A 26,552-nucleotide genomic window follows, 5' to 3' on the forward strand; every position below is an offset into this window, starting at 1 on the left:
GACCAAAACCAACGGGAAATTAGTCCCGGCATCAAGGAGTTATGTAATGAAATTTTTCAAGACCAAACTGACGGTTGCTTTGCTGGCAGCCGGATTAAGCTTTAGTGCAACAGCTGCGGATATTACTGTTGCCTATGATGCTGATCCGGTATCACTTGACCCGCATGAGCAACTTTCAGGTGGAACGCTGCAGATGTCGCATATGCTCTTTGATCCACTTATTCGTTTCACTAGAGCATTGGACTTTGAACCCCGTTTAGCGGAGACGTGGGAACGTATTGATGATACAACATTCCGTTTTCATCTGCGTAAAGGGGTTAAATTCCACTCGGGTAATACCATGACAGCGGATGACGTTATTTGGACATTTAATCGTCTTAAAGCCTCTGCTGATTTTAAAGGTATTTTCTCACCCTATGAGAAAATGCTTAAAATTGATGATTATACTGTCGAAATCAAGTCAACTGAACCTTACCCGTTAGTACTGCAAACGGCGACCTACATCTTCCCGATGGACAAAAAATTCTATTCTGGTGAAATGGACGGTAAAGATAAAAGTGAAATTATTAAACATGGCGGCTCTTTTGCGTCAACCCACGTTTCAGGTACCGGCCCTTATACAATAACGTCCCGTGAACAGGGCATCAAAGTGGTCTTTGAGCGTTTTGATGATTATTGGGATACAAACTCTCCCGGCAATGTTGATAAACTGACACTGGTACCTATCAAGGAAGATGCTACACGTGTTGCAGCGCTGCTGTCCGGTGATGTAGATATGATCTATCCGGTGGCGCCAAACGATCAGAAACGTGTTGCTGAGACAGAGGGTCTTAAATTAACCACGGTTTCCGGTGCTCGAATTATTACTTTCCAAATGAATCAGGAAAGTAATCCGGCGCTTAAAGATGTGCGCGTACGCCAGGCGATTGTCCATGCCATTAATAATGACGGTATTGTTAAAAAAATCATGAAAGGCTTTGCAACCACAGCCGGCCAACAGGGCCCTCCTGGTTACGCCGGTTACGATGAAACCTTAGTGCCTCGTTTTGATGTGGCAAAAGCGAAGAAATTAATGGAAGAAGCGGGTTACTCTAAAGATAAACCTTTGCAGCTTTCTATGATGGCGCCAAACAACCGTTATGTGAAGGATGCTCAGATTGCACAGGCAGCCGCCGGTATGCTGGCTAAGATTTATATCAATGTTGATTTAAAAACGCTGCCTAAAGCGCAATACTGGCCTGAATTTGATGTTTGTGCTGCGGACATGATGATGATCGGTTGGCATTCAGATACCGAAGATTCTGCTAACTTCTCTGAATTTTTGACCATGACGCGTAATACTGATACGGGTAAAGGTGCTTATAACTGCGGACATTATTCTAACCCTGAGGTTGATAATTTAGTTAATGCTGCCAATGCTGAAACAGATCCCGCTAAACGTGCGACTATGTTACAGAAAGTAGAACAAACATTGTACAAAGACGCGGCCTTTGTTCCTCTTCATTGGCAGAATTTGGCTTGGGGAGCAAAATCTAATCTGCAGATTGAACCGATCGTTAACTCCATGAACTACCCGTACTTCGGTGACCTTGTTGTTAAATAAAGAGTTGTTAAAATAAAAAATAGTTAAGTAATTGTTTATTGAGAACTTGTTAACAAGTTATCAATAACGCTGAAAAGGCCCTATTTATTTAGGGCCTTAGTGTATACACAAACGACTTTAAAAAGCACTTCAAGTAGTTTATGTATACAAAAAAAAGAGTTTTTTCATTCAAATCTTTATGGCGAAGACCTTAGTACTTCGTTGTAAACGTTTATTTTATTAATTAATTTGAGGTACAAGGAATGTTTACATTTCTGGTCAAGCGGCTTTTTCAGGCGCTGGTAGTGATGTTTGTGATCAGTTTGATTGCATTCTCTATTCAGGATAACTTGGGCGATCCGCTTCGTGAGTTAGTGGGACAATCTGTATCCACGGCGGAGAGAGAGATACTGCGTGACGAATTAGGTCTTAATGATCCATTTCCTGTCAAATACACCCGGTTTATTACAAACGCGGCACATGGCGATTTAGGAACCTCTTATTTCTTTAAAAAACCGGTTGTTGAAGTCATATTAGATAAATTTGAAGCAACCTTTGAACTAGTTTTTGGTGCGGCTTTGATTATTATTTTTGTGGCCATACCGCTTGGGGTCTACTGTGCTATTCACCCTAAAAGTACATGGACAAAAGTAGTCATGACACTTAGTAGTTTGGGTATTTCCGTGCCGGTTTTTCTGACCGCCATTATGCTGATGTATCTGTTTTCCATCGAGCTGCAGTGGCTGCCCTCTTACGGACGGGGTGAAACGCTTAATGTTTTAGGCTGGGAGACCGGATATCTGACTAAAGATGGTCTTTTACATCTTATTTTACCTTGTATCTCGTTAGCGTCGATCATGTTGCCACTGTTTATCCGCTTAGTGCGTTCGGAAATGCTCGAAGCGCTTGGCTCTGAATATGTAAAATTTGCCACGGCGAAAGGGTTGCCGATGAAGAAAGTGCATTACCAGCATGCGCTGAAAAATACCATGCTGCCGGTGCTCACCGTGGGTGGCGTGCAAATCGGCACTATGGTCGCTTATACCATTTTAACCGAGACGGTCTTTCAATGGCCGGGAACCGGTTTTTTATTTTTAGAAGCGATTAACCGTGTGGATACTCCCCTGATCACAGCTTATGTCATCTTTGTTGGTTTAATCTTTGTGGTCACCAATACCATTGTCGATCTCTTATATGGTGTGGTTGATCCGACCGTCAATATCACCGGTAAAGGCGCTTAAATATGAATACTATTACTTCTTCCCATGTTCCTAGCCGTTGGGAACGTTTAAAAAATTCAGATCTGATTTATTATTTTTTGAAAGATAAAGTGGCAATGTTGAGCTTTGCCATCTTCCTTACCTGTGTCGTGATGGCATTATTTGCGCCGCTTATTGCACCGACTGATCCCTATGATCTTACCAGCATCAGTTTGATGGATTCGGAACTTCCTCCCGCGTGGATGGCAGAGGGTGATCCTCAATTTTTACTGGGAACCGATGACCAGGGACGTGACATATTTTCAACCATACTTTACGGCTCACGTTTATCCTTAACCATCGGCTTTTTAGCCGTCGGTCTGCAGCTTTTCTTAGGCATAGTGATTGGTCTTTCTTCCGGTTATTTTGGCGGACGTATTGATAGTTTCCTGATGCGTTTTGCCGATGTACAGCTGTCCTTTTCAACCCTGATGGTGGCGATTATTGTCTCGGCCATTTTTAAAGCGAGTTTTGGTAACGAGTTTTACAGTGAATATGCGGTGATCATGCTGGTGGTGATCATCGGTGTTGCGGAATGGCCGCAATATGCGCGCACCATTCGTGCCTCGGTACTGGCAGAAAAGGAAAAAGAATACGTCGAAGCTGCGCAGGTCATGGGATTTAAAGCCGGTCGAATAATGTTCAGGCATATTTTACCAAACTGTCTTTCACCGATTCTGGTTATTTCTACGGTACAAGTCGCCAATGCAATCATGTCTGAAGCGGCATTATCCTTTTTGGGCTTAGGTTTACCCGTTGACCAGCCTTCATTGGGCGCTCTGATCAGCATAGGTTTTAAATATATTTTCTCGGGAGCCTGGTGGATAACACTCTTCCCCGGTATTGTACTGGTGACTCTGGTACTGGTTATTAACCTTCTGGGTGACTGGTTAAAAGACGTCTTCAACCCGAAAATTTATAAAGGTTAAGTCGGTTATTTTATGCCCATTGCGATGGGCATTTTTAACACCATCTTTGGATGTTAATGGAATCAAAAAATCCACCTAGTTACTTTCTGCTTTGCTGCTCATGCAGCCGCTCTTCCTTACCATTATTGTAAGAAAAACCTGATTATTTATATCTTCTGCCTTGCTCCTAAATTAGAAAGTGTTTTGGCATAGGTAATTCAACATCAAACAGTTATACATAAATCACTCGATTTTTTACTGGTTGGAATAAAACGGGTAAAAAAACGACAGATTGTTTAGTGTGACCGAAGTACCAATATTCAATCAATCAAGTTGCTGCTTTTCTTTTTATCTAATAGCATTACAAAAAAAGAAAGCGCTTTCTTTGTTGCTGTGGGATTATATTTCTATAAATGCATAGAGACCCGATAAGGCTCAGGCAGCGTTTATGTTGTGGTTCACTCACTTTAAGGATTATTAAATGCATAACAAAAAGATTTTAGCTTCTATCATCTGTGGCTTATTGTTATCTTCAAACGGCGTCGCCGCAGAAGATTTTAAACAAGGTGGTACATTAGTTGTACCTATCATTAATACTGGTTTTGTTGAAAATTTCAATCCCTATACAACAAAAGACTTATTGCTCGGTGTGATGTTTGAGCCTTTGCTAGTTTTTAACAATATGACCGGTAAAACTGAATACCGTTTAGCTAAATCTGCTGAGTATTCCGATGATCTTAAAAGCATAACCGTTAAATTACGTGAGGGTTTAGAGTGGTCTGACGGCTCTCCATTAACAGCAACAGATGTCGCGTTCAGTTTTAAAATGACTAAAGATGCGCCTGCATTTGACTCTAAAGCTATTTGGACATCTGGTAATCTAGCGAGTGTAACAGCAACTGATGCTACAACCATTGTCTTTAAATTAAATACTGCAGATTCAACTTTTATTTGGGGATTGCCTGCATACCATATTTTACCAGAACATATCTGGTCTAAAGTGGCAGTTAAAGATTTACCAACCTTTACGAATCCTGATCCTGTGGGCAGTGGCCCAATGACGACTGTTAGCTATTTGAAACCGCAACAGATGGAACTTTGTCGTAATGAAAATTATTATCTGCCTAATCGTCCCTATATTGACTGTATAACATACCGTTCATATAACGATAATTCACAAGTTCAACCTGCATTGATGAAAGGTGAAATTGATTGGGGCTCTAACTTTATTGCCGATGTTGAGAATACTTTTGTGGCGGCCGATCCTGTAAATAACCATTTTTGGTATCCAGCAAATGATGCTATCCACCTTTACGTAAATACCAAAGAAGCGCCTTTTGATGATCTGAACGTGCGTAAAGCGTTATCAATGGCACTGGATCGCAATGCGATCGTTGATGTTGCTGCTTATGGCTACCCAACAGCTAACTTTAATGCCGGTGGTATTGGTGAACTTTACGGCCCGTATATTAGTAAGGCAGTTACGGCTAAATATAAAAATCTCACAACATATGCCCCTGAAAAAGCGAAACAGTTGTTAGACACTGCTGGTTATAAAGATACTGATGGTGATGGCTTCAGAGAAATGGCTGGTAAGAACATTGAGTTTGATATTAATGTTGTTAATGGCTGGACCGATTGGATTCAAGTAGTGCAGATGGTCACTGAGTACTATGAAGAAGTGGGTATCAAAGCGAATATAAAAACGGTCGATTGGTCTGTTTATGATAGCGCGTTAAAAGACAGTACATACAAGATGTCAATTAACTGGTCAATGGTTGCGACAAATCCGATTGAGGCGTATCAGACATATTTCTTAACGTCACAGATTGGAAAAAGTTGGCATGCAGGGCACGGTGTACATTCACCTGAAATAGATGCCTTGATTAATAGTTTTGGTCTGACTAATGATGCTAAAAAACAACAAGCTATACTCGATGAGTTGCAGGTGTTCACTGCTGAAAACTTGCCGTTTATTCCATTGTTCTCAAATGCAACTTGGTTTCAATATAGTACTGCGAGATTAGTCGGTTGGCCTAGTGAAGAAAACCCATATGTTCAACCTGTTTGGTATGACGGTGGTAAACGTAACTTGATCATCAACAATCTACACCTCAAGTAACTTTGTTCTATCAAAAGAGTCGCCTTGCGGCTCTTTAAAACTGCAGGAAAAATTTATGAGTTTTATATTACGTCGACTTAGTTTTTATTTCACCGCTTTTCTTATCGCAATTTCATTCAACTTTGCACTACCGCGAATGATGCCGGGTGATCCTATCGATGCCTTATTCTCAGCTGCACAGGGGAAAATGGATCTTGCTCAGATGGATGCGGTGAGAGAGATGTATGGTTTTGTAGATGGGAATGTATTTGAACAATATCTTTCTTATATGCAAAGTGTTTTCACTCTTGACTTAGGACCTTCTGTCTTAATGTTCCCCATTGATGTGACTGAGGTTATTGGCATGGCACTGCCATGGACAATGTTTTTAGCATTAGGCTCATTAATCGTTGCATTAATTCTCGGGGTTAGTATCGGAACTTATGCTTCATATCGTCGCGAAGGTTTATTCGGTCAATTGGCACCGCCCGTACTGGCTTTTGTTAGTAATTTCCCTTACATAGTAACGGCTCTTTTATTATTTTTCTTTTTTGGACTTCAGCTTGAGCTTTTACCGTTGTCCTATACCTATGACCCTTCTATAGAAAAGGCGTTTACGCTGGAATTTATTGGCAGCGTTGCCGAGCATGCCATTTTACCGATGGGATCAATGATTTTAGTGGGGATTGCAACTTGGGTCTTCAATATGCGTAATGCAATGATCAATGTTCTCGGCGAAGATTATGTGACCATGGCCGAAGCAAAAGGATTAAGCAGCTTTCGAGTAATGTATCGTTACGCAGGTCGAAATGCAATCTTACCCGTTGCCACAGCCATTGCGATGGCGATTGGTTTCTCTTTTGCTGGTTCAATTATGACTGAGGTGGTGTTTAACTACCAGGGATTGGGGAATATTTTGCTTAAAGGTATTATGGCTCGTGATTATCCACTCATTCAAGCCATTCTACTGATTCTTGTGTCTGCGGTATTAACTGCCAATTTTGTAGCAGATTTACTTTATGTCTGGCTTGACCCTCGAATTTCGAAATAAGGTGATAATTATGAATGATTCAATTACTGCAGATGATAAAGCATCTGCAAATATTCAGCACAGTGAATTTAGAAAAAAATGCCAATCAGCAATAAAAAAAACAAAAGCTTTTTTTGCGGGTAATCCACCTGCCATTATCGGTGTTTTTCTAATAACAATTATAATCCTAGGTGCTTTATTCGCACCTGTCCTTAGCCATTATGATCCTCAAGATCGTGTCGCAAGGCCGCATGAAGCACCGAGTGCTGAGCATCTATTAGGCTCAACGCGAAGCGGGCGTGATGTTTTTAGCCAGGTACTTCAGGGTGCAAGAAAGACCTTGTCTGTTGCCCTTTTTGCCGGTCTTATTGCGACGAGCATAGCTATTGCGGTAGGGGTTACCTCGGGTTATATCGGCGGGAAAATTGATGAATGGATGAACTTTATCACTAATGTTTTCTTGGTTTTTCCGCAGCTCCCCTTGCTGATTGTACTGGCCGCCTTTTTAGGACAGGTGGGCTCTTTTGTAATAACCATCTTACTTGGGGTTACCTCATGGCCTTGGGGGGCAAGGGTTATACGCTCACAAACAATGGCCATTAGAAATAATGAATTCATTATTTCTGCAGAGGTGATGGGGGAGTCTAAAATTCGCATTATTCTCGTCGAAATTCTGCCTAACTTAATCTCAATTGTATTTGGCGGTTTTCTGGGTACTGTTATTTACGCAATGGGTGCTGAAGCTGCTTTAGGTTTTCTTGGTTTAGGAGATGCAACCGAAGTTAGCTGGGGATCAATGCTCTATTGGGCACAAGTATCCTCTTCTTTGTATACCGGTGCATGGTGGGAAATGCTGGTCCCTGCTATCGCCTTAGCATTAACGGGTGGCGCATTAGCACTGATCAATATGTCCATTGATCAGGTCAGTAACCCGAAACTTAAAACCGGTCCGCATATGAAGTTATGGAAAAAATTAAATAAACAAGCAAATCAACGTCGAGGCCTACTATGAAACAAGCTCTTTTAGAAATAAATAACCTGTGTGTTGATTATATTTCTCCAAACGGCATCGCCAGAGCGGTTAATAACATCAGCCTTAATATTGCTCCGGGTGAAACGGTTGGTATTGCAGGAGAATCCGGTTGTGGTAAAAGCACGCTAGCCTTTGCTATTACACGTCTGCATAAAGCCCCGGGGTTAATTCCTTACGGCGAGATTCTTTATGAAGGACAAGATGTATTGAAAATGTCTGATAAAGCGTTACGAAATTTTCGCTGGAATGATGTTTCAATTGTCTTTCAAAGTGCAATGAATTCATTAAATCCTGTGATTACTATTGGTGAGCAGCTTATCGATGTGCTTCTTGCGCATAAAAAAATAAGCGTTAAAGACGCAACAGCAAAAGCGGCAGAGCTGCTTGCTATTGTCGGTATGCACGGCGATCGTCTAAAAAGCTTTCCGCATCAGCTTAGTGGTGGTATGAGACAGCGTGTTGTTATAGCTATTGCCTTAGCGCTAGAGCCTAAACTTATCATCATGGATGAACCGACTACTGCATTAGATGTGGTCGTAGAGCGTGAAATTTTAAATGAATTATATGATTTAAAAGAAAAGTTTGGATTCTCAATTTTGTTTATCAGTCATGATTTAAGTTTAATGGGGGAAATAGCAGATCGCATTGGCGTGATGTATGCCGGTAATATGATTGAGCTAGGCGATGCCAAAACGGTATTTTCCAATCCTTCTCATCCTTATACAAAAGGTCTGATTGCATCATTCCCGACGATTCACGGTCCAAAAAAACGTCTTTACGGTATTCCCGGTGATCCTGTCGATTTGTTGCGCTTACCAACAGGGTGTAATTTTCAAACACGTTGTCCTGACTGTATGGACATCTGCAAAACAGATGAACCTCCATTAATTGCATTGAGTGCCGATTACCAAGCCGCTTGTCACAAATTATAAGGAATGGATGATGGATACCTTAAAAAGTCCAGAAGTAATACTTTCAGTTAAAAATATGGTAAAAGATTTTCCCATTGGTCAATCCAATAATAAAAAAAAGCTTATGCGTGCCGTCAATGATGTTTCCTTTGATTTACGTAAAGGCGAAGCGTTGGCGATTGTTGGTGAATCCGGATCGGGTAAGAGTACCGGCGCACGTATTTTATCTCGTATTTATGGTAAGACAGAAGGTCAGATAATTTTCAAAGGTCAGCCGCTAGAAGAGTATGTTAAAGAGCATGGAAGTCTGGATTATGCGCGCCAGGTGCAGATGATTTTCCAAGACCCTTTTGGATCGCTGAATCCGGTGCATTCTATTTTCCATCATATTGCACGACCATTGCTTATTCATAAGCGTGGGGATAAAGACACGATTAAAAAATTGGTCTATGAATTGCTTGAACTGGTTGGTTTGTTTCCAGCCATTGAAACTGCAGAGAAATATCCCTATGAGTTAAGCGGCGGACAAAGACAACGTGTTGCGATTGCCCGGGCATTAGCGGTTGATCCCGAGGTTATTTTAGCCGATGAACCGATCTCAATGTTGGATGTCTCGGTACGTCTGGGTATTTTAAATTTAATGAGCGATCTTAAAGATAAGCATGGCATTTCATTTATGTACATTACTCATGATATCGCCACCGCAAGATATTTTGCAGAAAAAACAGCGGTTATGTATGTCGGTCATATGGTTGAGTGGGGGGACAGCGATATTGTTACACAAAGCCCTCGGCATCCGTACACACAACTGTTGTTATCAGCGGTTCCTGAAGCGGGAAAACATGGCCGTCGTGAGTTAGGTGCCAAAAAAGGTGAAATACCATTGTGGAAACCAGATTCTAAAGGTTGTCCATTTGTCATGCGCTGTCCGCGTGTTTTAGATAAATGTAGCGCTAGCTTTCCTGCGATCACGCAAATAGCTCCGGATCATTTTATCAGGTGCCACAACATTTAATTATATCCGGTTTATTTAACTATAACTGTATCCGGTTATAGTTGTTTTTTGTTTAGCGTTTACAAGAAAGCGCTTACACACATTTAGGTTTTACCATGATTATTGAAAATAGTAATAATATTTCGGGACAATTTGTCTCACTTGATGGTGATAAATACTATCAAATAAAAAATGCAGATCAGATGGCTCCATTTTTTATCAGTGTGGTTTCAGCAAGTGATCACTGGCTATTTATCTCGTCTACAGGGGCGTTATCTGCAGGGCGAATTCGTCCAGAAAATGCATTGTTTCCATATAAATCAGTAGACTACATTCACGAAAGTGCGGAAAATACTGGTAGTAAAACAATTGTTAAAGTGCAAACTGAAAATGGTTGCAAACAATGGGAACCATTTAATCTTCAACATAATAACCTTTATGATGTTGAACGTAACCTTTATAAGAATATTGCCGGTGATAAGATTGTTTTTGAAGAAATCAATCTTGATCTCGGACTTACTTTTAAATATCAATGGGCTACAAGTGAGCAATACGGTTTTGTTAGAACTTCAACAGTAATAAACAACAGCCAACAAGTTATTGAATTTGAAATAGTGGATGGCATACAAAATATTTTACCACCCAATGCACCGCTTGCAGTTATGCAAACGAGTAGTGCCTTACTAGATGCGTATAAGTGGAATGAACGATTACCTGATTCTACACTCGCAAGCTACAGTTTATATGCAAAATTAAGTGATCGCGCAGAGCCTGCTGAATCATTACGTGCAACGTCGGTGTTTAGTATTATTGATGATTGTCAGTCTATTTTACTGTCAAGCCGGCAGTTAGGGGCTTTTCGTCATGGCCAGCAAATAGACAATGAAGAATTATGTCGTGGCCAGAGAGGGGCCTATTTTATTCATAAAAATTGTCAACTTGTTGCCGGCCAAGAAGATAGCTGGCAAATCGTTGCAGATATTGATAAAACACACAGCAATATTGTTGCTCTGCAGCAGAATTTAAGTGCTAAGCAAACAATAGAAGCGAATATCAAACAATCGATAGAAGCTAATCATCAAGATCTTATTATGCTAATGGCGGGCAGTGATGCTTACCAGAAAACAGCAGAAGAAGAGACCACCGTTCATCATTATGCGAATGTGCTGTTTAACAACATGCGAGGTGGTGTAGTTGTTGACCAATATTGGGTCGAAAAACAAGATCTTGTAAAGACGTTAACTAATGCTAATAAGGTGGTTTGCGCAAGGCATGCTAAGTTTTTTGATGCTTTGCCAGAGCGTATTGAATATCAAGAGTTGCTATCAATAGCGGCAGAACAAAAAGATGCACAGCTTGTACGTTTATGCCATGAGTACCTACCTTTAACTTTCGGCCGTCGTCATGGTGATCCAAGTCGCCCGTGGAACCATTTCGAAATTAAATTGAAAGATGAAAACGGTGATAGGCTACTCTCTTACCAAGGTAACTGGCGTGATATTTTCCAGAACTGGGAAGCGCTTGGTGTAAGCTACCCGAATTTCCTTAAATCATTTATTTCAAAGTTTGTTAATGCGTCGACAATCGATGGTTACAACCCTTACCGTATTACTAAAGCGGGCATTGATTGGGAACTTTTAGAGGAAGATGATGCGTGGAGTAATATTGGTTACTGGGGTGATCACCAGATTATCTACTTGCTTAAATTCCTGGAATTATCTAAAAAATATCAACCGGCAGAGCTAAATGAACTTTTAAGTACTGAAATTTTCAGTTATGCCAATGTTCCTTATGAAATTGAAGGTGTCGATAAATTATTTGCAGATCCCAAAAATACTGTGATTTTCAATAATGATAAACAGCGCATTATCGAAGAGAGAATTATAAAATTAGGCAGTGATGGTAGATTGTTATTGGATGCTGATAGCAATGTTTATATGGTTAACCTAACTGAAAAGTTGTTGGTTCCTTTGCTGGCTAAACTCGGCAACCTAGTTGTTGACGGCGGTATTTGGCTAAATACACAAAGACCCGAATGGAATGATGCTAATAATGCAATCGTTGGTACCGGTCTTTCTATGGTGACCTTATACTACATGCGCCGTTATGTCGCTTTTTTACAAGATCTTCTAAAAGATAATACGATGAAAGTTGAACTTTCATCTGAGCTAGCACAGTGGGTTACACAAACATCGCAAATCCTTCAGGAAGCAAATGCACAGATTCAAGATAAGAACATCAATGCACAAACACGGAATGATGTGCTAAGAAATCTTGCTGTTGCTGCTGCTGATTACCGTGCTGCTGTTTATAAAAATGGTTTCTCAGGTAAAACAACAATTGACTGCGCGGCTATCAAGCAAATGTTAAATGTTAGCCTGCAAGTAATTGATGAAAGCATTCAGACCAATCTACGCCAAGACGGCCTGTACAATGCGTATAACATCATTAAGTATACGTCCGATAGTGTTAATATTGATCTGCTCTACCCTATGCTTGAAGGTCAGGTTGCAGTTTTATCATCAGGAGTGTTGACGCCAGATCAAGCGGTTACTTTACTCGATAATTTATATGCCAGTGAAATGTTCCGTGCAGATCAGCAAACTTTCATGCTCTACCCTGATCGTGATTTAACGCGTTTTGCCAACAAAAACTGTATTGCTGCTGATCGGGTAAATGAAAATGCATTACTTAACGCTATGGCTGCCAAGGGCGACCGCCGCATTATTGAAGTTGATGCTGCAGGTGCTTACCATTTCAATGCTGATTTTGAAAACGCAGGTGTTCTATCAAAGGTGCTTAAAAATATTGAATCGGATTATTCAGAAGTCGCTGACAGTGCTTCTGATATATTAACTTGCTATGAAGAAGTATTTAACCATCAGGCATTTACAGGGCGTTCAGGAACAATGTTCGGCTATGAAGGTCTGGGGTCAATTTACTGGCATATGGTATCTAAATTGTTACTGGCTGTGCAGGAGAACTATTTTGCTGCATGGAGAGAGGATTCAGAGTCCTCTGCAACACAAAAACTTGCTGAATACTATTATAAAGTACGTTCAGGTATTGGTTTTAACAAAACACCGGATGTTTACGGTGCATTCCCAACTGACCCGTATTCTCATACACCTAAGCATGCGGGTGCTCAACAACCTGGCATGACCGGGCAAGTAAAAGAAGAGATCCTAACGCGCTTTGGTGAATTAGGCTTAATTGTGGAATATGGGGCCATTGACATTAAACCTTCTTTATTAAAAATATCTGAATTTTTGCCGGCAGCCGGGGAGTTCGATTTTATTAATGTAGCGGGTCAATATCAGACTATCAGCTTAGCTAAAAATAGCCTGGCATTTACCTATTGTCAGATCCCGTTTGTCTACAAGCTTGTTGAACAGGGGGAGGAGGAGATTGCGCTGACATTGACTAATGATCAAACTATCACGTTAAGTTCACTGCACATGACCAGACAGCTCAGCCGACAGATATTTGACCGCAGTGATACTGTCAGGCAAGTTAACGTTTCTATCCCAGCAAGCATCTTATTGAAAACAGTTTAGGAGTCTTTGTGAAAAACAACCTGTTAGAAGTGTCTGAATATAATGCGGCGGGTTATGCGCCCGTCGTTGATTTTCAGACATGGCGAGTCGCAATGCTCAATTATATTGACGAGTTAGATGCGGATAAAATAGATAACTTTCAGTGTCATAACGAAAGCGATGAAGTTTTTGTCTTATTGTCAGGGAAGTGCATTTTATTTTGTGCAGAAGTAGATGAAAAAAATAATATTATTGAGATCATCGCCTGGAATATGGAAATCAGCAAAACCTACAATATTAAGCACGGCGTATACCATACGCATACGCTGAGTGAAGATGCTAAGGTTTTGATTGTGGAGAATCGAGATACCGATGATAACAATTCGCCGAAGATTATGATTGACGACATTGTTCGTCATAGATTGGTGAAGATAACCTCAGAGTTATGGTCATAATTATACCCAAATTATTAAAGGCAGTTTATCTGCCTTTTTTTTATTGATTTTTTACGCATTGAATTTTAGCTCTAGATAATTATCTTCTCGAATTGGACACTTACTTATGCAAACAACTATGCAAACAGAAAGTATTAGCATTGCTCAGAAAAACCTTGTCCCTGTCAGCCGTCAAGCTGCCGCTGAAGGCATAGTAATGCTGGAAAATAAAAACGCGACACTGCCTCTGAAGCAGGGAGAGAAAATTTCTCTTTTTGGTCGCTGCCAAATAGACACCTATCGAAGTGGTACCGGCTCGGGTGGCGCGGTTAATGTGCCCTACGCTGTCAACGCCTTACAAGGACTTCGTGATAATCCCGCGATTGAAATTAATGAACAACTGGTAACAATCTATGAACAGTGGATTACTGATCATCCCTTTGATGATGCTGGTGGCGGCTGGGCTGCGGAGCCTTGGTTTCAGCAAGAGATGCCGCTCGCTGACGAGATCATTAAACAGGCTGCTGCTGACTCGAAGAAAGCGCTGTTTTTTATAGGCCGCACCGCAGGTGAAGACCAGGATAACGCAGATGCAGCGGGCAGTTATCGGCTGACTGATGTTGAAGTATTAATGATCGAAAAGGTTAACGCCCATTTCGACAATGTCATTATTGTCCTTAATGTTACCAATATTATGGATATGTCTTGGTTAGAGTCCATAAAAAATAAGCAATCGATTCAAGCTGTTCTCTATAGCTGGGCTGCCGGTATGGAAGGCGGTCACGCCTTAGCCGATGTTCTTTGCGGCGCTATCTCACCAAGCGGCCGTTTGAGTGACACTATTGCTTATCAACTTTCTGACTATCCATCATCCGCTAACTTTGGGCGTAAAGATTATAATCTTTACGCTGAAGATATTTATCTTGGATACCGCTATTTTGAGACCTTTAACCCTGAAGCCGTTCAGTATGAATTTGGCGCGGGCCTTTCATACACGCAGTTTAGCCGCGAGTTGATTGCGCATTCAGTGCTAGGCACCGGCATTAACCAAGTACTGCAGTTTGAGATAAAAGTACAAAATATCGGATCTAAGTACAGTAGCAAAGAGGTTATTCAAGTTTATGTTGAGGCGCCTCAGGGACAGCTTGGTAAACCAACACGTGTATTAGCAGGCTTTGTCAAATCTAGAACACTTAAGCCGGGTGAAAATGAAATCCTTCGCGTTTGTATAGCACTTAAAACCCTTGCTTCCTATGATGACAGCGGAGTCACAGGGCATCAAAACTGCTACGTTCTCGAGCAGGGCTGTTATCAGTTTTATGTCGGCGCCAGCGTCCGCCACGCACAGTGTATCAGTGCAACATTTGAACTGGAACAGTCATTAGTCACAGAAGAGCTCAGCGAAGCACTGGCACCGATTAAAGCTTTTGAGCGACTAAAACCAGGCGTACGAAAAGAAAATGGTCTTTATCAGGCAACTTATGAGGCTGTTCCCCAGCGTAGCATCTCACTTGCTGAGCGGATTCAAGCAAACATGCCGACATCTTTTGCTATCACCGGAGATCAAGGACTTCGGCTAATTGATGTAAAAGAGGGGCGCGTCTCCCTGACCGACTTTGTTGCGCAAATGAACCCCCAACAACTTGCAACTATTATTCGCAGTGAGGGAATGTGCAGCCCTAAGGTGACTCCCGGCAGCGCAGCGGCTTTCGGCGGTCTTTCCGATAGCCTGTTTAATTTGGGTATACCAGTGGTTGCAGCCGCGGACGGCCCTTCGGGAATACGTATGGACAGTGGTCATAAAGCCACGCAGGTGCCTATCGGTACGCTCCTTGCTTGTACCTGGAACAGTGAGCTCAATGAGCAGTTATTCTACCTTATAGGGCAAGAGCTTTATGCCAATCAGATTGATACATTATTAGGTCCGGCGGTTAATATTCACCGTCATCCGCTTAACGGCAGAAACTTCGAGTACTTCTCTGAAGATGCGTTAATGACCGGAACCATGGCAGCGGCGCAAACTCGTGGCCTTAAAAAAGCGGGCGTATCCGGCACTCTTAAGCACTTTGCAGGCAATGATCAAGAGACCGCCCGCACTTATGCAGACAGCGTCATGTCACAGCGAGCATTACGCGAAATTCACATTAAACCCTTTGAAATGGCAGTTAAAGAGGGCCTGGCTTCAACCATAATGACCTCTTATAACCCTGTTAACGGGCATTGGACCGCCTCTAATTACGATCTTAATACCACTATTTTACGTGGTGAATGGGGATTCACCGGGATAGTGATGACTGACTGGTGGGCTAAAATGAACGATCCGATTACCGCCGGCAAAGAGGATAAAACCTTTACCTCTTTTATGATCCGCTCGCAAAATGATCTTTACATGGTGGTCGAAAATGACGGTGCCCAGGGTAATATCATGGGAGACGATACGCTTAAAGCTTTAGAAAACGGCACCTTGACCGTCGGCGAACTGCAACGCAGTGCAATGAATATCTGCCGCTTTATCATAGAAGCTCCAGTGATGGGGCGTCCGCTTAAGGCTTATGAGCCGATCAAAGTCTTTAAAGCCAACAACGATATCTTAGCCGTTAATGCGCAGCCCATTGAAAATAGCATTAAACTTAATTGTCAAACTAATAGCAGTGTGACCATAGAAGTTGCTGAGTCAGGGACCTATCAATGCAGCGGTCTTATTCGTTATGATCGTAATTCACAGGCTCAATCTTCGTGCAGCCTTTGGGTTAACGGTATCTTCAGCATGTCTTTTTCAGTTAACGGTAGCGATGGCAAGCTGGTGACTATTGAAGGGCTGCAGGTCAAACTGGAGAAAGGGCGCTACAAACTTGACCTGGATTTCGTAAAACCCGGTCTGAAGTTTGAGTCTATTATTTTTACTAAAGCGTAAAAGTCACGCAGAAACAGGACTCGAAATTACATTTTTGAGTCCTGAATTAAAAGCTCAAATAAGACAAGCGAGAGAACAAAAATGGAGGAATAGAATTTCTTGAATATTATAAAGAGGGATAGCCATTCAATTAATATCTCAGGGATAATGGCTTTGTTTATATTAGGTCAGGGCGATTTAAACCCCGGGATTTAGTCTAATTTTTTCACTGAATTTCGAATAACTATTGTTGGTGATAATTTGTTTTTAAGTTGATAGGATTCTTTTTTGACTAAAGCTAAAATAGCGTTAGCTGCCTCAGTTCCCATCTCCTGAATCGGAAAGTTAATGGTAGTGAGCCCTGGCCTTATATGCTGGCTATAAGTATCATTATCGAAACCGACAATAGAGATATCTTCTCCGATAATTAGGTTTCTTTCACTGCACACATCATAAGCCGCTAAGGCGATATTATCATTTTGGCAGAAAATTGCCGTAATATCAGCAGCCCGATCCAGTACCCGCCTGATTTTTTCATGGTTGCCATCATGATCAAAGCGTCCTTCTTCAATCAGGTTGTCATCAAACGCTATACCATACTCAGCGAGTGCATTTCGATATCCCTGCAAGCGTTCCCGGCTGTCAATTTTGCTAAGCTGCCCGGTGATACAAACTATCCTGCTATGGCCACATTCAAGTAAGTATGAAGTAGCAAGGTATCCGCCAAGTTCATTATCGATACGGATACATTGTTTAGCTAATTCCGGAATATAGCGATTTAGAATGATTACCGCGGATGTGTCTTTGGCTATTGCGATCAATTCTTCATCGGATAACATATCAGAATGAATAATCAGACCGTCAACTTGTTTAGACTGAAGAAATCTAATGGAATCTTTTTCTTTTTCTTTCGATTCCTGACCGCTGGTAACAACCAGATACATATTTTTCTGACGAACAATATCTTCAGTATTATGCATTAATGGCCCATAGAAGGGACCATCAAGCGAGCCTACCAGCATGCCGATACTGTTTGAACGGTTGGATGCCAGTGCCTGCGCGAAAGAGTTAGGTTTATAACCGAGTTTTTTGATTGCTTCAAACACCTTGAGCTTATTACTCTCTTTAACGGTTGGGTGGCCATTGATGGCTCTTGATACCGTTGCTTGCGACACTTGAGCCAGTTCGGATACTTCCTTGATGGTGATCAATCGACTCTCCTTGAAAATATTGTTATCAATTTTAAACGTACTGAGAAAGGGTTTTCGTTACGTTTAGTTACATTTTGTCCATTATATGAAGTATCGATGACTCGGGCAAGTGGTGAAACCCAATATTGCTTGCCTAGTTTAAGGAGTGAGTACTGCAATTTTGTTTTCCTTTTATTATTTTAGTTCAAGGATAAACACTTAGAGTGTGACCCATACCTCATGAAAGCGCTTACTTTAGTGATGATGCTCACTTTAAACAGTATTTTTTTCATTTATACTTAATTTAGAAATTGGCCTCGTTTTTTAATTGTGTAACGACAGTTATTTACTCAAAGTGGCCATTTTTTTAGACGATAAAAGAAAGCGCTTACTTTGAGTTTCTTTGTCGATACTCGGAAAATAAATAACACTATGGAGTTTCAATGAAATTATCAAAAATTACCTTAGCATGTGCGTTAGCAGCTGGTATGGCTGCCCCACAAATCGCATCAGCAGATGATAGCCTCGAGTTCCACGGTTACGCTATATTTGGTGTTAACTATGAGCAGGATAATAATGAAATTATTGATGCTAATGAAAGTACTGCTCAAGATGACATCTATGAAGTAGGTAAATTAGGCAACCAAGCGAGCGGTGGTGAGTTTCTTTTTCTTAAAAAGTTTGAAAGCGAAAACGACACTAAATGGGAACTTGGTGTTATGTATGAAAACTGGGGCTGGGGAACAGGCCTGAAACAGGCCTGGGCTGGTGCTTCAAATGTATTTGAAGCACAACCAAATGCTTATGTTTGGGCAGGGCGACGATTTAATGCTCGTTATCTACAGAATCTAAATGACTACAAAGCTATTTGGGCAGATGGTCAAGGCGCTGGTATTAGCGGTGTTGAACTTGGTTTTGCTAAGCTGGATGTAAGTTTGGTTCAAATGGGCCTAGATGGTATTAATAATACTAATAAGGGTTTGTTTGCTGCAACTTCAAAACTAAGTGATATCAAATTAGGTGATGATATCAGTATGGATCTTATCGCGCATTATGGTTTTACTAATAACGCTTCTGATGCAGAGGATGCTTATATACTTGCTGGGGTAATCAAGGCTTGGAATCATAAACTACTTATTCGTCAATCTGATAATGCAACTAGTGACGTTCTAAATCGAGCTTATGGATATCTAGAAGGCTCAAGAACTTATGTTAGTTTAGAAGGTGGTCAAAGTTTAGGAGAAAATACATCTGTTGACTATCTACTTGGTTACACCGCTACTGATTATGATAATGAAACTGATACTAATGGCTACAATGTCATTGTTCGTCCAATGCATCAATGGAATGATATTCACTCTACTTGGTTAGAAGCAGGTTACTCAGTGGTTGATTTTGACAGCGATCAAGAAAATAATGAAGCCTATAAAGTGACATTATCGCAAAATATTGCAATTGGCGGCGTTGCTTGGGCTCGTCCAATGTTACGTTTCTATGTCACTGCGGGTGAAGAGAAAAATGATGGTGTTACAGATCATCCAGTAATCGCTGGTGCAGCGTTTGAAGCTTGGTGGTAAGCCGATACCATAAGTTATTCACTTATTATTAAAAGTGATAAACTCCAAAAGGCAGCAATCAATCGATTGTTGCCTTTTTTATTTAGAGGATAAAATTTTGAAAAAATTATGGCTTGTCGTATTGGTAAGTTTATTAGCTGCCTGCTCATCAGGTGGAAATGTTGTTACGGACGTTTTTCGGACCTGGAATACGCAATTTTCCGATGTTGCTGAGCTCACTGCTAAATTAAGAACCAAGCAAATTAAGCCTGTACCTGTGATTAATCTGCCATTCCAGATGCTCTCTCTCGATAGCAATAACCGCATCGATATCACTGACAGTTCGCCTGTGGTCAATTTTCCGCAGGGTAAGTCTTTTGTTGCCGCGTTATTACTGCCTGAGCAGATTAGCAGATTTACCTTTTCGTTAGAAAGTATTACCGGTCGTACTGTGTTTGTGCCTAGCGTGGTTTTTCTTAATGAAAATCTTCAGGAAGTTTCGCACAGTGCCGATGCACAATTTACCGATGAAGGGGTTTACTCGATAGAAAATGCCTTTACTGCTGAGATGACACAAGCTATTCGGTATGTTTTGGTTTATAGCAAGGACAGTGTACTGGACGGTAAAACCGAGCTTGTTGATCCGATACGTGAATATGAAAAAAATAAGGGAAATGACCTTTCAGAAAGTTCTTATCCTAAGGTTTACGCTAAACATTCTCCTATCGGTCATCTTAATATCCGCTTAAAAGATGTTTTTTTCAGTGCTCCACTCCCAATGATTGGAGAAAACACAACAAAAAACGAAGCAAATCAAATGACTATAAAAACTATTGATGCGGCGCCTACAATATTAAGTGATACTGAAGAATTTTATTTACAGCAGATTAGTAAGGCGCTAAAAGAGGACAATCTTTCGCGCGCGAAGAGTTTAGTCAAAGAAGCTGAACGAGCTGGCTCAACAAAAGCAAAATCACATTACCTGAAAGAGCTCGGGAAGCAGCAGTAAGCAGTGCATCTTTGCTTCGTTTGTTTTGTGCGGAGTAATGCAAAATTTAAGCAACTATCTTTTTTATATGGGCTTCTATAAGATGCTAAAAAGCGCCGGTGCTTGCTTATCTAAGATCCGGTGAATCTTGCTAGTTGGTAAGATGCCGGTGGTTGGGAGACAAGATGAGAGGCTATTTGTAATGCTCATTGTGGCGTCTGTCCTCGCTTACGATTAAATACTGTGGTTGTGTTAGGAAGTAACACAGCCACAGTATAATTAACCGAAAGCTATTTGCTTACTCAAGTGCATATTCAAAACGAATGTTATCCAGTTTAAAGGTCATTGCTGCCAACGGCTCGATGACCAATAAATTGGTGATTGCTGTGATATCGGCAGACTTACCCGCTGCAAATCTATTGCCTCCAGCCAGTAAATCCACGATATTAATGCGTACTTCGCCCCAGCTACCTGCAGGAGGTGTTGTTACGGTATAATCACTGGTTTGAGGCCAGCCACTATCAAGTTTAACTAACAGTTCGGCGCCTTCTGCCTGACTTTCAACATTAATGTCAAACACTAACTGTCCGCCATCAAGCCAGTGGGTCAAATTCGTTTTTGGCGCCCGGAGATAAATGTTCCCCGCACCGTTTTGCTTAGTGACTTGCAGGACCTTACCGCGTCCGGCTTCTTCGACTTCTTTATAGCTGACCACATTTACAGGGTTATAACTGTTAAACGCCAGGCTGGTATTCAATGCATCCGTATAAATATCTAAAACAGGACCTGCTGCATAACTGTCATCTGCGGCAAGGATGGTGGGTACTGCTTGGCCTTTAACCAGTTTGTCCGTTTCTGAAGTACTGGCACAGCCCTTACCCTTCCAACGATCCGCGCTACAGCGGTAAACACGCACGTAATCAACCGCTAATGTCTGCGGGAAGACTGATTCATCAATACCCTTATTATTTGCAGCAGCTGCCCATGAGCCACCCACTGCAACATTCAACAGCATATGAAACTTTTGATTGAAAGGGGCTCCTTTTTCGGCATTGACCAGCGTGCCGTCCTTTTCATACTGACTGTACCAACCATTTTGTCTTTGTGTGGCAAAGTGAATATTGTCTACATACCAGCGAATTTCACCCTCTTCCCACTCAATTGCGTAGGTATGAAAATCATCGGTGGGATTAATGCCCTTTGGTAATGTTGCGCCTTGACCTGTGAATACATTATCCGGCCATTTTTTTCCGTAGTGCAGAGTACCGTAAGTGCGTGATTCACCTTCCCCGGCAGCGGCACCCGGCGCGTCAGATTGAGCTTTCAAATTGACCGCTTCCATAATATCTATTTCACCGGAAGCAGCCCAGCCGCCATAGACAAAATCAGTTGGCAGCATCCAGATTGCGGGCCAGGTCCCTTGACCTTGAGGCAGTTTTGCACGGACTTCGAAACGACCGTATTTCCAGTCTTTTTTGTTCAAGGTGCTTAATCGAGCCGAAGTATAAGGTAAGGTTTTTGTGGTTTCAGTACGACCATCAGCATTGTCCGGGCCCGTAAAACTGCCTTTTTTGGCGACAATATTAAGCTTGCCATCTGCTACAAAGGCGTTACTTTCCCGCTTGGTATAACATTGCTGCTCATTGTTACCACCACCCCAACAGTTTTCTTCAAAGCCCCATTTCCGCTTGTCAATGCTGTCACCGTCGAATTCATCACTCCAGAGCAACTTCCATTTATCACTTGGCGTGACGGGCGCATCGGTCAACACAACCGGTTTTTTGGTTTGTACCAGGGTGGCATCGCCCGCTACATCTTTTGCTGTTGAGCTGCAACCGACGAGTGCAACGGCTAATGCGACGGCTGTCATGTTTGCGACTAAGTGCGGTACTGTCTTCATTATCGATCCTTTTATGGTGTCCATAGGAAATTTTGTAAGCGCTTTCTTAGGTGGATTTTATGACATAAAGATAGTCAGGGCAATATGGATAATCAAGAAGTTATAACTTGATCACAGGAAGATATTAATGACACTCATTAGCACTTATGGATTAGACTGTTGGGCTGTTCTTTGCTGAGGCGGTAAGCTAACGCGGCATTAACTAGGGGGAGAGAGTTGTAAATATTTGGATTGCGGGCCGAGTAAACTCTGTATGATGGTGTGCAATATCTTTTATGAATCAGCTTATTATGATTCTGTCGCACAAAAGATGCAATATGGTGATATGCCTAAAGTTAAACTGCTAAGATGACCTTGAGTCTTAGTATAAAAAGATTCAAGGTCTTTTTTTAACAGAGCGTAGCGAAAATCTCGGGGGCTTGCCCCCGTGCTGGATAGTGTTGACTGGGCGAAGCCTAGTCAAGATTATCCAGCATTGGCTTTTCAAGGCTTTGTTAGCTTTATCGATTGTGATAAAACTTTGGACTATATTAAAACTCGGTCGCTTGCGGCCGATTCGTTTATCTATTGGTACTTTTTCATCGCTTTAATCAGCGCATCCCTAGCTTTTGTAGAGCCGGCCAGTTCAGCTTCTTCGACAAAACGTAGCGCTTTTTTGTAGTCACCCTCTTTTACCGCTTGCTCAATAAGCGTTAAAAACATTGCTTCGCTTTCTGGCTGAATGCTGTTGTTAATGACTGCTTCTGAGGCAGTTGCTGCTACGATGCTTTCAGCGGCAACCATTGATTGTGCTTTTTTACTGTCAGTTGGGGTTTTGGCCACAATCCCTGTTGCTGAAGTGCGGCTGCTTGGTTTGTAATCAAAGGCAAGTCTGACTACCCCCGTGGCAGTATGCGGAAGAGGTTCATTGCGATGCATTTTATAAACAAGATCTGCACGACCAACCTCTGCCTCCGATTGTTTCGGTGGTGCAAGTGTAGTTATGCCCTGCATCGTCTCTTCTGTTGTCAGGACAAGTAAATATTTAGCGCGTCGGCCGTCTGCAAACGCCGCCGGTAATTCAATATTAGCAAACAAGCGGTCAACGTTTAATAAGGAACCGCTGTCGTATTTAATGGTTTCTTCACTATAGAGTTGCAGCGGTTTATGCTGTTCCTCTAAGATCAATATGGTAGGGACAAATACGCTTGCTACCATCGGAGAGGATACCGCAATTTTAATTGCCACATCCGTCTCCGGTAAGGCAATACCTTTGACAAAGGATTTACCTGTGGTGAAGTTAAAGGCATCATTTTGTGATGTAATGAGGAAGTCAAATTTACCCGGCTCAGTAATTACCTGATAATTAAGCTCGCTTAATGGTGTTTATTTTGAGTGTTTGGAAGTCTATAGACGGATCTACCTTTTGTATTTTTTGCGTGTTTTTTTCGCCGCAATCAACAATCATACTTTTATTATTGCTGCATCCTGTGGCTAATATCGCTAAATCTATAACGAGCATTTTTTCATTTTAATTTCTTGTCTGAAAACTGATACAAACGAGTCTAGAAAGGATAAACGCCCATTATTATTTAAGAAAGCGCTCACTTTTATTTTGGATGCAAATTTTCCGAAATATTGATTACGTATTCAACTCTCGATATTAAAAAAATTCCCAAGGTGAGCGGTTAACAGGTGAAACATTACTCTGCCATATAGGTCATGAAATGGAAGGTATCTATTTCCCTGACATAACCTATAACATCCTTCGTAAATGAAGATTTAAAACGATCTTAAAAAGCTCGGCTTACCGATCTATGGTGCTACTAATGGTAGGGCAAGAAATATTGATAAACGCCAAGTAGTCTAAAGAATCATCTTAAGCTAAGCTCATATTCAACTCAGAAGAGCCGACATGCTGCAGTGATTATAAATGGAGCCGATTAGAATATTAAATCAATGGAGCCATAATTCGCAAACTTGAGTATCATAAAATTAGTATGACTAGATCCAATCGTAAATATTTATTACTGAATTTTTTCCGCTGAGTACGTTATAAAATGCTGGCATCGTTTAGCTCTGAACAGGTTAAATTCGCTACGGCGAAAGGGTTGGCGATGAAGAAAGTTTATTACCAGCATGATCTGAAAAATACACTGCTGCCAGTGTCGACTGTTGGTGGAGTGCAGATAGGGCTGTTCTGTCTTATACGATTTTAACTGAAGGGGTATTTCAATGACATTCACACTTTCCCGCTTTTTAGATATAAAAAAAGGCGCTAAATAGCGCCTTTTTGATTAACATCTTATTTAACCTAGTGGTTAATTAAGGCTTTGCAAAATAGCATTAACCGATGCTTTTGCATCGCCAAATAACATTTCAGAGTTCTCTTTAAAGAACAATGGATTCTGCACGCCCGCATAACCTGATGCCATTGAACGTTTAAAGACAACCACTTTTTCGGCTTCCCAAACGTGTAATACCGGCATACCGGAGATAGGGGTACCAGGCTCATTTGCCGCCGGGTTAACCGTATCATTTGCACCAATCACTAATACCACATCAGTCTTAGTGAAATCATCATTGATTTCATCCATTTCTAATACGATATCGTAGGGTACTTTTGCTTCCGCTAATAATACGTTCATGTGACCAGGTAAACGCCCTGCAACCGGGTGAATACCAAAACGCACTGTTTTACCTTTAGCGCGCAAGTATTTGGTTAACTCAGCAACCGGATATTGTGCTTGTGCCACAGCCATCCCGTAACCTGGAACGATCACAACATTTTTAGCCGCCGCCAGTGAGTCTGCAACTTCCTGAGCGCTTGTTTCAAAATGCTCACCCTGCTCTTCGTCGCCACTTTGTACGGTCACTTCGTTACCAAAACCACCTAGAATAACGCTAACGAACGAACGGTTCATTGCTTTACACATAATGTAAGAAAGGATGGCACCCGAAGAACCCACTAATGCACCGGTGATGATCAGTAGATCGTTGGAAAGCATGAAACCTGTTGCTGCCGCTGCCCAACCTGAATAGGAGTTAAGCATAGAAACAACCACGGGCATATCTGCGCCGCCGATTGAAGCCACTAAATGCCAACCGAATGCCAGAGCAATCAGGGTCATTATGATAAGGGCGGTTAGCCCTAAACCACTACTTACAAAACCAACTAGCAGAAATGCGCTTGATGCCAGTACGGCAAGGTTAATCCAGTTTTTACCCGGTAGGCTAAGTGGAGTACTGTTAATTTTTCCACTGAGTTTGCTATAGGCAACAATTGAACCGGTAAAGGTAACAGAGCCGATAAAGATACCTAAAAACACTTCAACGTCATGGATTGATTGCTCAACCCCAGTCAGCAAGCCATGTTCTAGATAGGAGTTGAAACCGATGAATACGGCGGCAAGACCCACAAAGCTGTGCAGTACAGCGATAAGTTCCGGCATTGAAGTCATTTCTACTTTTAATGCTAAACGAACCCCGATCCCTGCGCCAATTGCCATTGCTACGGTAATGTAACCCATGCCTGCAACTTGGGAGCTGGCGATGGTTGCAATGATTGCAACTATCATACCTATGATGCCAAAAATATTACCGCGTTTGGCACTTTCTTGACTGCTTAAGCCGTTAAGGCTGGCAATAAAGAGAATGGCTGCAATGATATATGCAGCTGTAATTAATCCTTGAGACATGCTTATTTATCCTTTTGGAACATTTTCAACATACGATGAGTAACGGTAAAGCCACCCACGATATTGATGGTGGCGATCAGTATTGCAATAGTCGACAGGGTGGTCACGAAACCGTTACCTTGACCTACCTGCAGTAGAGCACCGATGATGATGATACCGCTGATTGCATTGGTTACACTCATCAGTGGTGTATGCAGAGAATGGGCAACATTCCAAACCACGCCGTAACCGACGATACATGCCAGTATAAAGACGGTGAAATGAGCTAGAAAGTTTGACGGCGCGACGCTTGCAAGCCAGCCAAACAGCACTGCGGCAACAACGGCTGCAACAGGTTTAATCCATTTGTTTTCTGCTTTTTTCTCAACCACTGGCGCTGATTTTGCAGCTTCAGCTTTAGGCGCTGGTGCAGCACTAACGTTGATTGCCGGTGGCGGCCAGGAAATCTCGCCTTCTTTAACAACGGTTGCGCCGCGAATAACTTCATCTTCAAAATCAATATTGATAATGCCGTCTTTGTCTTTACAAAGCAGCTTCATCAAGTTAACTAAGTTGGTTGA

Annotated in this window: 18 protein-coding genes; 13 read left to right on the forward strand and 5 right to left on the reverse strand. The window is 41.7% G+C overall.

Annotated features, from left to right (window positions below; translation table 11 throughout):
- Positions 1–46 precede the first annotated feature (46 nt).
- The 11 genes from ACJAZP_RS15925 to ACJAZP_RS15975 all read left to right on the forward strand — a co-directional run bounded on the left by ACJAZP_RS15925 (position 47) and on the right by ACJAZP_RS15975 (position 16,702).
- Positions 47–1,603 carry an ABC transporter substrate-binding protein gene (locus ACJAZP_RS15925; RefSeq protein WP_415231732.1) on the forward strand — a complete coding sequence of 519 codons (1,557 nt, stop codon included), beginning with the start codon at positions 47–49 and terminating at the stop codon, positions 1,601–1,603.
- A gap of 242 nt (positions 1,604–1,845) precedes the next feature.
- Positions 1,846–2,823, forward strand: coding sequence for an ABC transporter permease (locus ACJAZP_RS15930; RefSeq protein ID WP_415231733.1), 978 nt, complete (start codon positions 1,846–1,848; stop codon positions 2,821–2,823).
- Between the two features lie 2 nt (positions 2,824–2,825).
- Positions 2,826–3,770: an ABC transporter permease gene (locus ACJAZP_RS15935; protein WP_415231734.1), complete on the forward strand. Its 945-nt coding sequence runs from the start codon at positions 2,826–2,828 to the stop codon at positions 3,768–3,770.
- A 460-nt stretch (positions 3,771–4,230) separates the two neighbouring features.
- Entirely contained in the window at positions 4,231–5,871 is a 1,641-nt protein-coding gene (locus tag ACJAZP_RS15940; RefSeq protein ID WP_415231735.1) for an ABC transporter substrate-binding protein, read from the forward strand.
- A gap of 55 nt (positions 5,872–5,926) precedes the next feature.
- Complete coding sequence (locus tag ACJAZP_RS15945) at positions 5,927–6,901, forward strand: ABC transporter permease (protein WP_415231736.1); 975 nt, start codon at positions 5,927–5,929, stop codon at positions 6,899–6,901.
- Positions 6,902–6,911: 10 nt separating this feature from the next.
- A complete protein-coding gene (locus tag ACJAZP_RS15950) occupies positions 6,912–7,892 on the forward strand; it encodes an ABC transporter permease (protein ID WP_415231737.1) in 981 nt (326 codons plus the stop codon).
- Complete coding sequence (locus ACJAZP_RS15955) at positions 7,889–8,845, forward strand: ABC transporter ATP-binding protein (RefSeq protein ID WP_415231738.1); 957 nt, start codon at positions 7,889–7,891, stop codon at positions 8,843–8,845. The genes ACJAZP_RS15950 and ACJAZP_RS15955 overlap by 4 nt, the downstream gene beginning before the upstream one ends.
- A 10-nt stretch (positions 8,846–8,855) precedes the next feature.
- Positions 8,856–9,839 carry an ABC transporter ATP-binding protein gene (locus ACJAZP_RS15960; protein ID WP_415231739.1) on the forward strand — a complete coding sequence of 328 codons (984 nt, stop codon included), beginning with the start codon at positions 8,856–8,858 and terminating at the stop codon, positions 9,837–9,839.
- 95 nt (positions 9,840–9,934) lie between these two features.
- Positions 9,935–13,375: a hypothetical protein gene (locus tag ACJAZP_RS15965; protein ID WP_415231740.1), complete on the forward strand. Its 3,441-nt coding sequence runs from the start codon at positions 9,935–9,937 to the stop codon at positions 13,373–13,375.
- Between the two features lie 8 nt (positions 13,376–13,383).
- On the forward strand, positions 13,384–13,809 hold the full coding sequence (locus tag ACJAZP_RS15970; protein WP_415231741.1) for a hypothetical protein: 426 nt from the start codon (positions 13,384–13,386) through the stop codon (positions 13,807–13,809).
- 106 nt (positions 13,810–13,915) lie between these two features.
- Positions 13,916–16,702 (forward strand): glycoside hydrolase family 3 protein, encoded by a 2,787-nt coding sequence (locus ACJAZP_RS15975; protein ID WP_415231742.1) that lies wholly within the window; start codon positions 13,916–13,918, stop codon positions 16,700–16,702.
- 191 nt (positions 16,703–16,893) lie between these two features.
- On the opposite strand, the gene ACJAZP_RS15980 is transcribed toward ACJAZP_RS15975, so the two are convergent.
- Positions 16,894–17,892, reverse strand: coding sequence for a LacI family DNA-binding transcriptional regulator (locus tag ACJAZP_RS15980; protein ID WP_415231743.1), 999 nt, complete (start codon positions 17,890–17,892; stop codon positions 16,894–16,896).
- 422 nt (positions 17,893–18,314) lie between these two features.
- On the opposite strand from ACJAZP_RS15980, the gene ACJAZP_RS15985 reads away from it, so the two are divergent.
- Complete coding sequence (locus tag ACJAZP_RS15985) at positions 18,315–19,448, forward strand: carbohydrate porin (RefSeq protein WP_415231744.1); 1,134 nt, start codon at positions 18,315–18,317, stop codon at positions 19,446–19,448.
- Positions 19,449–19,545: 97 nt separating this feature from the next.
- Positions 19,546–20,436, forward strand: coding sequence for a MalM family protein (locus tag ACJAZP_RS15990; RefSeq protein WP_415231745.1), 891 nt, complete (start codon positions 19,546–19,548; stop codon positions 20,434–20,436).
- 277 nt (positions 20,437–20,713) lie between these two features.
- Here the strand turns inward: ACJAZP_RS15990 and ACJAZP_RS15995 are convergent, their stop codons facing one another.
- From ACJAZP_RS15995 to ACJAZP_RS16010, 4 genes are all read right to left on the reverse strand, one after another.
- Positions 20,714–22,315 carry a glycoside hydrolase family 16 protein gene (locus ACJAZP_RS15995; protein ID WP_415231746.1) on the reverse strand — a complete coding sequence of 534 codons (1,602 nt, stop codon included), beginning with the start codon at positions 22,313–22,315 and terminating at the stop codon, positions 20,714–20,716.
- Between the two features lie 564 nt (positions 22,316–22,879).
- Positions 22,880–23,542, reverse strand: a complete 663-nt coding sequence (locus ACJAZP_RS16000) for a MalM family protein (RefSeq protein WP_415231747.1) — start codon at positions 23,540–23,542, stop codon at positions 22,880–22,882.
- A 1,073-nt stretch (positions 23,543–24,615) separates the two neighbouring features.
- Complete coding sequence (gene pntB, locus ACJAZP_RS16005) at positions 24,616–25,992, reverse strand: Re/Si-specific NAD(P)(+) transhydrogenase subunit beta (RefSeq protein WP_415231748.1); 1,377 nt, start codon at positions 25,990–25,992, stop codon at positions 24,616–24,618.
- A gap of 2 nt (positions 25,993–25,994) precedes the next feature.
- A partial coding sequence (locus ACJAZP_RS16010; RefSeq protein WP_415231749.1) for a proton-translocating transhydrogenase family protein occupies positions 25,995–26,552 on the reverse strand: 558 nt, incomplete at its 5' end.

Origin of the sequence: Psychromonas sp. (assembly GCF_047632955.1) — a bacterium.
In the GTDB taxonomy this organism is placed as follows: domain Bacteria; phylum Pseudomonadota; class Gammaproteobacteria; order Enterobacterales; family Psychromonadaceae; genus Psychromonas.